Annotated in this window: 10 protein-coding genes and 2 pseudogenes; 5 read left to right on the forward strand and 7 right to left on the reverse strand. The window is 65.0% G+C overall.

All coding sequences use genetic code 11. The annotated features are described in order from the left end of the window. Nucleotides 1-76: 76 nt before the first annotated feature. The 4 genes from ACRAWC_RS08860 to ACRAWC_RS08875 form a co-directional block, all read right to left on the reverse strand. Nucleotides 77-1,078, reverse strand: a complete 1,002-nt coding sequence (locus ACRAWC_RS08860; RefSeq protein ID WP_431347392.1) for an ABC transporter permease — start codon at nt 1,076-1,078, stop codon at nt 77-79. Further along, nucleotides 1,075-2,061, reverse strand: a complete 987-nt coding sequence (locus tag ACRAWC_RS08865) for an ABC transporter permease (protein WP_431347393.1) — start codon at nt 2,059-2,061, stop codon at nt 1,075-1,077. The genes ACRAWC_RS08860 and ACRAWC_RS08865 overlap by 4 nt, the downstream gene beginning before the upstream one ends. 273 nt (nt 2,062-2,334) lie before the next feature. Next, on the reverse strand, nt 2,335-3,564 hold the full coding sequence (locus ACRAWC_RS08870; protein WP_431347394.1) for an ROK family protein: 1,230 nt from the start codon (nt 3,562-3,564) through the stop codon (nt 2,335-2,337). A gap of 78 nt (nt 3,565-3,642) precedes the next feature. Next, entirely contained in the window at nt 3,643-4,638 is a 996-nt protein-coding gene (locus tag ACRAWC_RS08875; RefSeq protein ID WP_431347395.1) for a DegT/DnrJ/EryC1/StrS family aminotransferase, read from the reverse strand. Between the two features lie 137 nt (nt 4,639-4,775). Between ACRAWC_RS08875 and ACRAWC_RS08880 the strand changes: the two genes are divergently transcribed. From ACRAWC_RS08880 to ACRAWC_RS08890, 3 genes are all read left to right on the forward strand, one after another. Continuing rightward, the gene (locus tag ACRAWC_RS08880; protein ID WP_431347396.1) at nt 4,776-5,576 is read left to right on the forward strand and encodes a LacI family DNA-binding transcriptional regulator; all 801 of its coding nucleotides are present in this window, start codon (nt 4,776-4,778) and stop codon (nt 5,574-5,576) included. Next, the gene (locus ACRAWC_RS08885) at nt 5,531-5,755 is read left to right on the forward strand and encodes a hypothetical protein (protein ID WP_431347397.1); all 225 of its coding nucleotides are present in this window, start codon (nt 5,531-5,533) and stop codon (nt 5,753-5,755) included. Before ACRAWC_RS08880 ends, ACRAWC_RS08885 begins: the two co-directional genes overlap by 46 nt. 683 nt (nt 5,756-6,438) lie before the next feature. Continuing rightward, nucleotides 6,439-6,945 (forward strand): MarR family winged helix-turn-helix transcriptional regulator, encoded by a 507-nt coding sequence (locus tag ACRAWC_RS08890; protein WP_431347398.1) that lies wholly within the window; start codon nt 6,439-6,441, stop codon nt 6,943-6,945. Between the two features lie 641 nt (nt 6,946-7,586). On the opposite strand, the gene ACRAWC_RS08895 is transcribed toward ACRAWC_RS08890, so the two are convergent. Further along, entirely contained in the window at nt 7,587-7,889 is a 303-nt protein-coding gene (locus ACRAWC_RS08895; protein WP_431347399.1) for a hypothetical protein, read from the reverse strand. A gap of 254 nt (nt 7,890-8,143) precedes the next feature. Here ACRAWC_RS08895 and ACRAWC_RS08900 point away from each other — a divergent pair, with 254 nt between their 5' ends. After that, nucleotides 8,144-9,346, forward strand: a complete 1,203-nt coding sequence (locus ACRAWC_RS08900; protein WP_431347400.1) for an IS110 family transposase — start codon at nt 8,144-8,146, stop codon at nt 9,344-9,346. 16 nt (nt 9,347-9,362) lie between these two features. On the opposite strand, the pseudogene ACRAWC_RS08905 reads toward ACRAWC_RS08900, so the two are convergent. After that, a pseudogene (locus ACRAWC_RS08905) lies at nt 9,363-10,440 on the reverse strand (IS110 family transposase). Nucleotides 10,441-11,386: 946 nt separating this feature from the next. Between ACRAWC_RS08905 and ACRAWC_RS08910 the strand changes: the two are divergent. Then, nucleotides 11,387-12,258: pseudogene (locus ACRAWC_RS08910) on the forward strand (transposase); the annotation flags it as partial. 14 nt (nt 12,259-12,272) lie between these two features. Here the strand turns inward: ACRAWC_RS08910 and ACRAWC_RS08915 are convergent. Then, a complete protein-coding gene (locus tag ACRAWC_RS08915; RefSeq protein ID WP_431347401.1) occupies nt 12,273-13,241 on the reverse strand; it encodes an IS110 family transposase in 969 nt (322 codons plus the stop codon). Nucleotides 13,242-13,405: the final 164 nt, after the last annotated feature.

Raw genomic sequence — 13,405 nt, forward strand, 5'->3', positions numbered from 1 at the left:
ACGTGGATCAGCGGCCTCCCGTGCGCGGGTCGAGCCCGACCGTCCTCGGAGCCTGTCGTGGTGCTTTCTGCGGTGCTCATTCCTGGACCCTCCTGTCCGAACGGCCGACGGAACGGGCGGCAGCAGAGGGCTTCCGGCCGATGGCCTGCTTTTGCTTCCGGATCTCCTGAGCGACTCGAAGTCGAGGATTCACGTACTCGTCGATGCCGAAGTTCATGAGCGCGAGCCCGGTGCCGAGGAGGGCGATGCACATGCCCGGCGGGATGAACCACCACCACGCTCCCATCTGAAGCGCGCTCTGGTTCTCAGCCCAGAACAGCATCGTTCCCCACGACCACGTCGACACGTCCGAGAGTCCGAGGAAGGACAGTCCCGCCTGAGTCAGCACGGCTGCGATCACGGTGAAGAGGAAGGTGGAGGAGATCAGGGCGAGCTGGTTCGGGAGGATCTCGCGCAGGACGATCCGCAGGGTGCTCTCTCCGCTCGCACGAGCGGCGGCGACGTAGTCCCGCTGCCGGATCGACATCGTCTGCACGCGGATCACCCGGGCGCCCCAGGCCCAGCCGGTGACACTGATGACGAGGGCCACGCTGATCCAGCCCTTGCTGGGAAGATACGCGGCCAGGACGATCACCAGCGGAAGAGCGGGCAGCACCAGGAAGATGTTCGACAAGGCCGAGAGCGACTCATCGGTGACGCCGCCGAGGTAGCCGCCCAGGAGCCCGATGAGCACCGAGAGGACTGTCGCAAGGATGCCCGCCACGAAACCGACGAGAAGCGACTCGCCTGCGCCATCGATCAGTTGGGCGAGCACGTCCTGGCCGCTCTGGGTCGTCCCGAGCAGATGCTCCGCGGACGGCGGTGAGACGACATCACTGCTGAGCGCGGACGGATCGACGCGATACACCAGCGGACCAACGACGGCCATGACGACGAAGAAGGTGACCATACCGCTTCCCGTCAGGAACTTGGCAGACCGCAGCTCTTTCGGCCAGCCCAGGCGCAGGCCCCGGGCGCGCATCGGAGGCGTGATGCCGGTGATGGGCGAATCCGTTTCTGCAAGCTCGACGGGAATCATGCTGTCGCTCCTCGTTGTCTGGTGCGGGGGTCGAGGATGACGTAAAGGACATCCGCGAGCAGGTTGGCCAGCAGCACCGAGAGGGTGATGATCAGGAAGATTCCCTGCATCAGCGGGTAATCCTCGTTCGTCACCGCCTGGTAGAGCACGTAGCCGAGACCCGGGTAGGAGAAGACGACCTCCGTCAGGATCGCACCACCCATAATGAATCCGAGCGAGAGGGCGAAGCTCGCGATCGACGGCAGAATAGCGTTCCTCGCTGCGTAGACCAGCATGATCCGGCGCGGCGAGAGTCCTTTGGCCTCGGCCATCAAGACGTATTCCTCATCGAGTGTCGTGACCATCATGTTGCGCACGCCGAGCATCCAGCCCGCAAGCGAGGAAATGATCAGCGTGGCCGCCGGCAGGAACCCATGCGATATCACGCTCGCGATGAAGGGGCCGTTGAAACCCGCATCGACGTCCGACGAGTAGGCGCCGGACAACGGGAACCAGCCCAGCGCCTGTCCGAAGATGAAGAGCGTGATGAGGCCCAGCCAGAAGTACGGGACGGCTGTGAAGAACGTCGTTCCGGGGAGAAGGCTGTCGAGCCACGAGGCCCGCCTCCAGCCGATCACGATACCCAGGTACGTGCCGAGCACGAAGCTCACGATCGTCGAGATGCCCACGAGGCCGAGCGTCCAGTAGGCGCTGTCATTGATCACGCTCGCCACCGAGGACGGGAAATAGCTGAACGAGACGCCAAGATTCCCGTGGAAGATCTCCCCCCAATACGAGAAGTAGGCCGAGACGAGGTCCTGCTTGCCTAGTCCGAACATCGCCGCGATGGCGTGCTGGGAGGCCGGCGACAGGCGCCCCTTGAACTTGGCCAGCAGAGCCTGCACCGGGCTTCCCGGCATCATCCGCGGGATCAGGAAGTTCAGCGTGAAGGCAGCCCACGCCGTCAGCAGGTAGAAACCGACTCTCTGAAGCAGACGTCGCATTGCTCTCCTTCGAGCGGATCCGGTGGGAGGGTGTTCTCGCACCGATCGGGACCGGCGCTCGACTCACGCTAGCAAGACTTACGCTTTTCAACAATCGAAAGTTGTAACCTGATCATCGTAAGTTACCTGTTTATCGAAATCCGGAGATGTCGATGGCAACGAATACCCCGGCCAACAGGGAAATCAGACTGCAACGACACAAGCGCAAGTCGAGCGCTCGATCAGAGAGAGCACAACTCTTCCCGCGGTGGGCGCAGGCAAAGCCCGGAGCGGCTACGCGCTGACTGCCACCGGTGCTCCGTCGTCCAATCGGGCCGCGGCGAGCATGTTCTCGATCGCAAGCGGCGAAAGTACATGTTCAGCGACCATCGAAGCTGCGCCGATTACGCCGACGTCGTGCATCGCCTGCGACTTCGCGATCGTCAATCGCGCGGTCGCGAGCGGAAGGGAGCGCTTGTACACGACCTCTCGGATGCCGGCGAGCACCGAGTCCCCTGCCTCAACGATGGGGCCGCTGACCACCACGACAGAGGGGTTGAGCATATTGACGCACCCGGCGAGCACCGAACCGATGTCCCGGCCGGCCTGCCTGAGCGCTGTGGAGGCGCGCACGTCCCCTCGTTGACCCAGCACGATCAGGTTTGCCACGTCGGCCTCAGCGCTCCCGGTCAGCGAACGCGCGACGGCGGGCGCGCCGGCCAAGGCTTCCAAGCATCCGTAATTGCCGCAGTCGCACAGCATATCGGAGCCTCTGCCCACCGCGACGTGTCCCAGGTCGCCAGCCGATCCGTCGGCACCGCGCTGCAGCGCCCCACTGCTGATGATCCCCATGCCGACGCCGCTCGCAACCCTGATGAACAACAGATTCTTGGTATCCGGCCAGAAGGTCCGTTGCTCGCCCAAGGCCATGAGGTTGATGTCGTTGTCCACCAGCACAGGAACCGGGAAGGCGCGCGAGACGTAACCGGCGACGTCGAACCCGTCCCACCCCGGCAGGGTAGGCAGTCGGACCGGCCGCCCTGCGGAGCGCTCAACGGGACCCGGCAACCCGATCCCGACGCCAATCAGGTCTTTGCTGCGGTCACCGGTCGATTCGAGCAGGTCCTCCGCTTTGTCTCGTGCACGGTCGAACACCTCGGTGGGGCCGGCCGTCGGGGGGTGATCGAACGCGACGCGCGCGATAATCTGACCGATCAGGTCGGTCAGAGCGACGGTCGTCCGTTCCGCCCCGACCTCGATCCCCAAGAGCACGCGACCGCTGGGGTTGAACGCGAAACGCGTAGCCGGGCGGCCACCGCTGGACCGGGCGTCACCGACGTTCATGACGAGACCCGCGTCCGCGAGCGTCTGGATACGCGAAAAGATGGTCGATCGGGCGAAGCCGGTCAACTCGGCGAGCTCGATGCGAGTCCGCGGCACTCCGTCTCGCAGATACTGGAAGATGTCGCCGGCGCGATTGAACCCCGGCATCGCTACCTGGACGAAGTCTTTCGAAGGTCTCACGACATAAGTGAACCACTTTGCTCCTCGACGTGCATCGCGCACTGCAGCGCGGCATGCCGCATTCGAGGGGTCTGCCGATCACGGAAGGCTCCCCAACGCAGTGCGGACGCGACTGGCGAGGTTGCCCGCATCCTGACAAGTGAGTGCCGATGCGACGTCTATGCGGACCGCCCTGGAGAGCACTGCCCAGGAGCGGGCGAACTCCCCCGGATCCATCGTCATGCGGGTGCACGACCAGGGGCTCTGCTCGCCGGAACCCCAGAAATATGCGACATGCTCCTTCCCGTGCTCCGGCGAGAAGACCAACGACGCGGGTACGCCCTCCGCGGTCAGCCGTTCGGCAGCCAACCGACTGGCCGACGCGTCGTCGAAGAGGGCGACGAGGTAGACCCCGCAGTCTCCCTCCGGATCCCATAAGGGTCTCCAGGTCACCTTCCGCCCGGCGTCCGCTCCGAGCTGACTCAGCACGGCATCGCGGGTGGCGCGACGCGTCGCTGCCTCCACGCACTCACGAGCGGAAGGAGAGGTAGGGGTCTGCCACTGGCCGAGAGCCGCCAGCGTCTCCGAAGTTCCCGGCAGACGCGAGGCAACTTCGACGTTCGACCCCCGGGCACGAACGGCGATGTCACCGAAAGAGCCCGCGTCCCGTCCGCCGAATGTGACTCCCAACGCTTCCGACACGTCCTCGATGAGGACAATCCCACGTGCGCGTGCCACGCGGATGAGGCGACTCATGTCCGCCGGGGCACCGGCGGCATGGTGCACCACCACCACGCGCGTCTGCGGCCGGATCCGCCGCTCGAGATCCGCCGCATCGAGCGTGAGGCTCTCATCCACATCGGCCAATTCGACAACGAAGCCGGCGGCGGCGATCGCGTGAGCGAGCTCACGCCGCGCGTACGTCGGCATGATGACCTGGTCGCCGGCGCCGACTCCAACGGCATCGAGAGCGCTCTGGAGAGCGAAACGCAACATACCCTGCCGCAAAGAGACCCAGCATCCGGCACTCGCGGGATCGGGCGCCTCATGCGAATGCGCTCGAGCCTGCCCCGGATGGATCGCGTGAAGGCTCATCGTCGGATTCCTTTGTACAGAACCGGTTCTGTATACCGGTTCTGTAGAATCTAGTGGCTCCCCCAGAGCGGGTCAAGATTGTCGCCGCAAATTCGTGGGATCGCTCGCTAGGCGAAGTAGGAGTGGAAGGGTGAGCAATGGTGGAGAAACCCACGATCGCCGACATCGCTCGCGAACTCGGGCTTTCCAAGTCGGCGGTCTCGAACGCGCTGCGCGGACTCCCACAGGTCAGCGTCGACACAGCAGCGCGGGTGAAGGCTTACGCGCTGGAACGGGGCTGGCGGCCGAACGCCGCCGCACGGGCGTTGTCCCTGGCGCGCAGCGACAACGTCGGCATCGCGTTGGTTCAGGCGGAGCAGCTGCTGCGCTCGGAGCCGTTCTACATGAACGCCATCGCGGGGATCGAGCGGGTGCTCAGCCCCAACGGGAAGAACCTGCTCCTCCGCACCATCGAGGCGGCGGACGATGAGCTGGCCGTGTACGAGTCATGGATCACCGAGGGACGCGTCGACGGGGTGATCCTGTTCGACCCCCGCCTCCACGACCCTCGTCCGCGACTCCTCATGCAAGGTCAACTTCCCTTCGCGGTCTACGGAGAGTCAAGCACGCTCTCCCCCACTGAGCTCGTCGTGGAAGAAACACAGACCATCGTCGAGCACCTCGCCTCGCGCGGGCACACGAACGCGCTCTTCATCGGTGGGCCGGGCAATCTCGCACACGAACGCGACCGGGCTGACCAACTGGTTCGCCTGAGCTCGAGCCGGGGGATCCGGGTCGTTGCAACCAACAACGACTATTCAATCGAAGGGGGCGGAAGGCCGCCCGAGATGCATTCGGATCGGCGCAGTTCTCGGCTGTTGTGGCCTCAAGCGACCTTCTGGCGATCGGGGCCGTGGCCGAAGTCTCCGAGCATCCCGGCACATCGGTGGCCGTTGTGAGTTGGGACGATTCGCTCCTCTGCCAGTATTCCGCGCATCCTCTTACCGCCCTCGACCGCGACCACGGCCATTACGGCGAAGTGGCAGCCACGCAGTTGCTGAACAGCGCCTACTCCATTGGGCTGCCTGATCTTCCTCACTACCCGAGCCGTCTCATGGTGCGTGCATCGAGCCTGTGACACGCGTCTGAAGGCTACTAGCGGATGCGAGGAGCCACTGCGCCGTAGTCGTCAAGTTTCACCTCGACGATCTCCGCCAGCAGGACTTCAATGACTGTCTCTGCTCGAGTTCGCGGCACCAGTACCGCAGATGCGCGGCGGCGCTAACGCCGAGCACGACCTGCGTGGGGCGCTACACGGCCATTCCTCGAATTCGCCCGTTCCGGTGAAGGGCCGCTGGTCGTAGCGCCGATCGAGCTGGCCGCGACGATACAAGCGTGGTCCGGCAGGAGTGGCCGGAGAGCCGCCACCGTGAGGACGGCAGTGAGCACGTTGGCGCGGTAGTCGACGATCCGGCTCTCAGCAACGCCGAGGAGTCGCCTTGGAGATCGCCTGCAAGCGGGGCAATTCTGCGGATGCTGAAGCTGCCTGAGATGGGGCGCTTCGGCTCCCGCAGTGGTGGACACGTCGGCCCCGCGATGAGGGTCGGTGTGTTTGCCGGAAGGTCGGCAGCGGTCTCTAACGCCGCCCGCCGCCGGCCGCCGCCCGCCAGGACCAGCGTCAGGTCCGGTCTGGCGAGCGCCCACGCGGCCGCGCGTCCGACTCCTCAGCCGTGCCGGTGATCACGAGTGCGGATTTGAGGTTGGTCACCGGATTAGTTTCCGCCTAAACTAATCATCGTGAGTGCGCGCACCCCCGGCACCGTGGCTGAGATCATCGCGGCATGGAATCGCGAAATACCCGACGTGGACGCATCCTCGATCGCGGTGCTGATCCCGCTCATTCACCTCGCGGCGCAGCTGAACGCGATGCGGGACACCACATTGCGCAGGCTCGGCATCAACCAGGGACGCCTAAGCGTCCTCGGCGCACTGCGCCGCTCCGGGCCGCCTTATCGGCTTAGTGCTGGTGAGTTGGCTAGGCAATGCGAAGTCACCGCCGGAGCGATCACGCAACGACTCGACCGGTTAGAGACTGCCGGGTATGTTACGCGGCACCAGAACCCCGACGACCGCCGAGGCGTGAGTATCCAGCTCACCGACAGCGGCCAAGAGAAGCTCGACGTCGTTTTTCGCGCGGTCATGCGCGCCGACGAGGTACTGCTGAGCTTCCTGCCTGCACGGGACCGCGAACCCCTCACGGCAGCTCTCCACTCGTGGATGAACGCCGCCTGTCTTGACCACACAGCGCCCGATTTCGAGGCTCACTAGGCGGAGTGAGCCACTCTCCATCTGTTGCCCCGAGTCATGGGACCGGGACCACGTCACCGACGCCGTCGAAACGCTCGCGAGCGACAAGACCATGAAGATCCTTGTCGATGTCGCCCGGAGCAGGCGGTAAGCGACGGACTCCTCCGACCTCGAAGGGCGCCTCGCCGTCGCGAACAGCGCCAAGCGGGCAACGGATTCGCTGTATCCGAGGCGCTGGCCGCCGCGGGCGCCCACACCACCGTGACTTGCTAGGCATCGGTTTGAGCGCATCCAGTGGATCTGTCGACGGCCCTGAAATACCCGTCGTCTGACAACCCGCTAGAACCATAACACCCGCCGCTACCAACCGACGACGCCGTCAACGCGCGCGCAGTCGCCTTGCTCAAACCCAGCAACACAACCCCACCCCAGTTGTCCGAACCCCTTCACGATAGCCAAGGCAAGGAGGAACAATCACCTAATAAGCACTCCCCAGTTCGGGTGAGGCCTCCCCCTCCGTTCTAACGGAACACCGACAAAAGCGACGGGGCGGAAGAGCCTCTGGCTCGCCACCTCTGCCCGCTCATCGTCAGTGATGTCGAGCGCACGCTGATCGGTGATGCCGAGTTTGCTGCCCGCCAAAGGGGCGGAACCACGCAATCTCAATTGAGCGCGCCACCCTGCGATGAGGACAACATGTGCGCCATAACCGTTTGCCGCAACCGCGGCAACCGGCTAAGCGACACGAACGGAACACACGCCGCCTCCGCGGTCACCGCGGCGAGCCGGCCGATCGGCGTGTGCGGGTCAGCCGCGACCGGCCACCCGTCCACTGCGTAGCGACTCACCATGTCCACGCATTCCTTCTTCTCTTCCGTGATCGGGCTGAGGGATCCGACCACCCCGATCAGTCCGCCCTGCAGTTCCGGACTCATGTTGCTCGTATCGATTACGAATACCCGCATCCCGATTGCTCCCCTGTGTTGACAGACCCTTCCTTACGTTGTTGGGGGTGTGGATTGAGGGTCGTTGTAAGCTCTCGACCGCTCCAGGGATGCCGGGTATGGCTTCGACGCTTCCGCAGTGGTAGGACATAGATTGGCCGCCCGGCGTCCCGCAACGACTCGACCTCTGATTGAGACGCGCGACATGATCGCTGTGTAAGGACGCGCAGGCGTGGTCGTTCGCTGGAGCCCGCACCGAGCGAACGGAGGGCAGAATGCCGCAACTGTGGGCCGGGATCGACGCCGGCAAATCCCATCACCATTGTGTGGTGATCGACGAGGCCGGGGCACGGCTGTTGTCACGGAGTCTCGCCAACGATGAGGACGAGCTCCTCGCACTGCTCGGTGATGTGACCGAGCTGGCAGACGGTCACCCCGTGGTTTGGGCGACGGATCTGAACCAGGGCGGTGCGGCACTGTTGATCGCGGTGCTGGCCGCGAATGGTCAGGAGATGCTTTATATCCCGGGCAGGACCGTTCATCGCGCTGCCCGCACCTATCGTGGTGACGGCAAGACGGACGCGAAAGACGCCGCGATCATCGCAGACCAGGCCAGGATGCGCCGCGACCTGCACCCCGTCCGGGCCGGCGATGAGATCGCCACCGAGCTTCGAATGCTCGCCGCTCACCGCGCAGACCTGGTCGCGGACAGGACCCGAGCGATCAACCGCCTCCGCGTCACCCTGCTCGAGTACTTCCCGGGGCTGGAAGCCGCGTTCGACTTCGCCCAGCGGAAAGCTGCGCTGGTGCTGCTGACAAAGTATCAGACGCCCGCGCAGCTGCGCCGCAGTGGTGTCACCCGGATCACGACCTGGCTGCGGAACGAAGGATGCCGGCAACCTGAGAAGATCGCCGAAGACGCCGTCGCAGCAGCGAACCGACAACGCACCGTGGTTACCGGCCAAGACGCCGCCGCATTGATCGTCGAGCGCCTCGCTCGAGAGGTCCTTCGGCTGAAGGAGGAAGTGGAGGCCGTCGATGCGCAGATCGATGCCCGATTTCGCCGCCACGAATGGGCAGAAACCCTCCTAAGCATCCCCGGGTTCGGTCCCCTCCTAGCGTCAGAGTTCATCGGCGCCACTGGTGGCACCACACGCTATTTCGAGAACGCGAACCGTCTCGCTGGCGTCGCTGGTGTCGCACCCGTCCCGCGCGACTCCGGTCGGATCAGCGGGAACCTGCACCGCCCGAAACGCTATGACAGGCGTCTGATGCGAGCCTGCTATGTCTCCGCCGAGGTCGCTGCCCGATCCCATCCAGAGTCCCGCGCCTACTACGATCGCAAGCGCGCCGAGGGCAAACGCCATAAGCAAGCCGTTCTTGCCCTGGCCCGCAGACGGATCAACGTCATCTGGGCACTCCTGCGCGACGGAACCACCTACCAACAACAGTCAATAGCTGCGCGCACCGCCGCTTGACAAACAGATTGCGAATCTATATTTCGCAAATCGGGGCGGGGGCTTCGTGGAGCGCGTTGAGCACTCGGAAGAGGTTGCGGGCGATGTAGCGCTTCAGGCAGCGACGGATCTCTCGGAGGCTGTGGCCTTCCTGGGTTCTGCGTTCGACGTAGGCGCGGGTTTCGGCGTCGTGGGTCATCCGGACTATCGCAGTTGTGTGAAGCGCCTGGTTAGTCGCCTGTCCCCGCCGCGGCTGAGCCTGTGGCGGGTGGTGTTGCCGCTGGAGGCGGGGATGGGACTGACTCCGGCCAACGCGGCGAACGCGGCTTCCGAGCGGACCCGTCCGCGGTGGGACCAGGCGGTAAGGACGACGGCGACGGTGACGACGCCGATGCCAGTGTTTTCCAGGAGCGGGGCGGCGGGAGGGCCTGGATCAGTGCGGCGAGTTGCTTGTGGTTCGCTGCGAGCTGCGTCTTGATCTCTTCGATCCGGCGGGCAAGACGGACGGCTTCCTGCCGGGCGATCGCGGCGTCCAACGGCTCATCGCGTTCACGCCACCGCGACACTGTCGCGATCTGGGCGATAGTGAGGGATCGGCGGGCGTCGATGCCGAGGTCGTTCGCGCGCAGGAGCGCGGTGAGCGCGTTGACGTTCATCGTGCGCTCTGGACCCAGCTGGTCCCGGGCGGTCATCAGCGTTCGCAGCGCGGCGCGCAGTCCGTGATCTTGCCGGGGCATACGCAGTCGCGTGTCGTCAATGCCGAGCACTGCTTTGGCGATCGCCTGGGCGTCGAGCGGGTCGGACTTGCCGATGCCGTGACGGGCGCGAGCGTCCATCCGTGGTGCTTCCGACACCTCGTAGCCGGCGTCGGTGGCTGCTCGTGCAAGCCGGGCGCCATAGGTGCCCACGCCCTCGATCACCCACAACACTTCGGCATCACCGCCAATGCGCCGGGCCACCCACCCGATCGCACGGGTGATCCCGGCGCTGGTGGTCGGGAACTGCTCACACCCGAGCGCCTCGCCGGTGCGGGCGTCGAGGATCGCGTAGGTGTGAGTGCGGGCGTGGCAGTCCACACCGATGACAAATGGGCGGGACTGCGCAACGATAGTCAACGCGGCCGCCTCCTTCCTGATCAGAATCAACTGGACGACCGCGCGCGGCCGGCGCTGACCTGGGAGGAAAGCACTTCGGGGCAACACTGTGAGGAGTCACAACCCTCACGGGTTGGACAAGCTTCTAATCAAGCCACCGACGTGGACCGGGCCGACGCCCGCCGCCCCACCCGGCCCGGACATGTGGATAACAAGGCGCCCGCAGCGGGGCCACGTGAGTTTCGAGTCACGAGTAGGACGGGACGGCCAACGCCAACCCTGCCAGCCAGTCCCAGACCAGCCGCTCCAAGACTCACAGTAAGTTTGAGTTCCCCGAGCAGCTCGATGAGGGCTCTCTGGTCAAGAGCCATCGTGAGTTTTTGGGCCTGAGTGTCACGTCGTTGACGTGGCGAGCCATCGTGCGTTGGAGGAGGCGTTGCCCGGTTACGAGTCGGAGTATGAAGCGATCCGTCTGCCTCGTCAATATCCGCCGGAGTTCCGGCAGCGCGCTTTGCGACTGTTGCATGCGCTGATGCGCCGGCAGGGGTGGCTGGTGGGTCGGGATCAGACCGGTCGGATCATGCGCGAGCTCAGGTTGGCCGGGGCTCGTCGATCGAAACGAGTGTTCACCACCCGCCCCGACCCGGCCGGAGCGAGGCCAACGGATCTGGTTCAACGCCGGTTCACCGCGACCGGCCCGCGAACAACTCTGGGTCGCAGACATCACCTATGTCCGCACCTGGTCCGAGTTCGCCTATGTTGCGTTCGTGACCGACGTGTTTCTCCCGCCGGATCGTGAGCTTCAACGTCGCCGGGACGCTGCAGGTGGACATCCTGCCGCTGCAGGCGTTTGAGATGGCTGCGTTCGCTGCTGGCGGGGACCTGTCCGGGCTGACCCACCACTCCGACCACGGCTCGAACGGCGGATTCAACTGGTCGTCGCAACACCTCGTGATGGAGGTGTTGAATGGTTCGTCGTCAGCAAGCAGCCGACAGGGCGATACGGCCGAAGTTGCGGTCACCAGGTCATCCGAAGTTTCAGCGTCCGGTCGAGGCGGCGTTCTGGTTGCAGATCGCGTGGGGGTTGCTGCCGGTCGAGGCGGCCACTGCCGTGGGGGTGTCGCAGCCGGTCGGCCAGCGGTGGTTCCACAACGCTGGCGGCATGGCACCGTTCGATCTGCAGTTCCAGCCCTCGGGTCGCTACCTGTCGTTCGCCGAGCGGGAGGATCCGCGCTGCTGAGGGTCCAAGGCAAAGGGGTCCGCGCGATCGGCCGAGCGCTGGGGCGTGACCCGGGGACGATTTCGAGGGAGCTGCGTCGCAATGCCGCCGTCCGTTACGGCACCAGCGGCTACCGGGCGTCGGTCGCGCAGTGGAAGGCTGACATGGCCGCTCGCCGACCGAAGGTCGCGAAGCTGGTCAGCAACCCGCAGTTGCATGCCTATGTTCAGGAGCGGCTGTCCGGGCAGATCCGACGGCCCGACGGCACGGTGACTCCCGGGCCGCCCCCACCTCGGTTCACCGGCAACAACAAGCCGCACCGCAAGGATCATCCGTGGTCATGGGCGTGGAGTCCGGAACAGATCGCGAACCGGCTCAGGGTCGATTTCCCGGATGATGAGTCCATGCGCATCAGCCACGAGGCGATCTACCAGTCGCTCTATATCCAGGGCCGCGGCGCGCTCCAGCGCGAGCTGGTCTGGTGTTTGCGCACTGGCCGGGCACTCCGCGCACCGCGGGAGCGGTCGCGACGAAAGACCTGGGCGCATGTCACACCCGAGACGTTGATCAGCGAACGGCCACCCGAGGCCGAGGACCGCGCTGTTCCCGGGCACTGGGAGTCTAAATGAAGATGTCAAGCGGTGAGTGCGCCTGCTCGAGGTGCGGGCTCGAGGTAGTGGCGGTGGTCTCGGAGCATGGCCCAGATGACGTTGATGCGGCGTCGGACGACCGCGATGAGCGCTTGCTTGTGTAACTTGCCCTCGACGCGTTTGCGGTCGTCGAAGGCGCGGGAGGCAGGGTTGTTCTTCAGGCTGGAGAGCGCTGCGAGATAGCAGGTTCGGAGGAGGCGCCGGGTGAAGCGCCGTGGCCGATGATGGTTGCCGCTGATGCGGCCTGAATCCGTTGGTGCTGGTGCAACTCCAGCGACGCTGGCAAGTCTGTCGGGGCTCTCGAAGGAACGCAGGTCCCCGCCGACGTTGGCCAGGAACGTCGCACCGAGGATCGGACCAAAGCCGGGCATGCTGGTGAGGATCTCCACCTTGGGGTGGTGGTTGAACCGTGCCGTGATCGTGGCGTCGAGTTCGGCCAGCTCAGCGTCGATGGCCGTGATGACTGCGGCAAGCCGGGCAACGAGAGCCGCACCCACTGTTTCGGTCGGCAGGGTGGTGGTTTGCGCTGACGCCGCATCGATCGCCTTGCTTGCGACACCGGTGCTGTTGCGGCAGCCTCGCTTCTTCAGCAAGGCGGTCAGCCGTTTGGCCCGGATCCGGCGCAACGCGGCGGGGGTCTGGTAGGCCGAGAGCAGCATCAGTGCTGCCTTGTTCTTCTTATAGTCGAACGCCCGCTCCAACGCCGGAAAGTACTCCAACATCGTCGCCCGAAACCGGTTGACCGCCCGCACCCGATCATGAACCAGGTCGAGCCGGCGGGCGGTCAGCAAGCGCAAGTCGATGCTGATCTGATCACCGTCACGCACCGGCTGAAGATCAGTGCGCATACGGGCCTGGTCGGCGATGATCCTGGCGTCTTTCGCGTCCGTCTTTCCGTCCCCACGATAGGTCGCCGCGGCGTGATGAACGATGCGGCCGGGGACATAGAGCAACTGCCGGAATGCGTGTCTTCGGGTACGCCGGCGGCTTGACGCCACGCGAATGGCTGGAGCGCGAGGGTGCGACGGTGTTCACGTCCATGGCGGAGCTCAGTTTGTTGGTGGAGGCACTATGAGTCGAAAGAAATACGAGGAGAAAGGTTTTCGTCAGTGTGAAG

The organism is Leifsonia sp. L25, from assembly GCF_050632895.1.

What these genes read in the sequence shown, in the direction of transcription:
- ACRAWC_RS08895 (WP_431347399.1), bottom strand. Translation starts at nt 7,889, where the DNA reads ATGCGGGTATTCGTAATCGATACGAGCAACATGAGTCCGGAACTGCAG.
- ACRAWC_RS08865 (WP_431347393.1), bottom strand. Translation starts at nt 2,061, where the DNA reads ATGCGACGTCTGCTTCAGAGAGTCGGTTTCTACCTGCTGACGGCGTGG.
- ACRAWC_RS08880 (WP_431347396.1), top strand. Translation starts at nt 4,776, where the DNA reads ATGGTGGAGAAACCCACGATCGCCGACATCGCTCGCGAACTCGGGCTT.
- ACRAWC_RS08900 (WP_431347400.1), top strand. Translation starts at nt 8,144, where the DNA reads ATGCCGCAACTGTGGGCCGGGATCGACGCCGGCAAATCCCATCACCAT.
- ACRAWC_RS08875 (WP_431347395.1), bottom strand. Translation starts at nt 4,638, where the DNA reads ATGAGCCTTCACGCGATCCATCCGGGGCAGGCTCGAGCGCATTCGCAT.
- ACRAWC_RS08860 (WP_431347392.1), bottom strand. Translation starts at nt 1,078, where the DNA reads ATGATTCCCGTCGAGCTTGCAGAAACGGATTCGCCCATCACCGGCATC.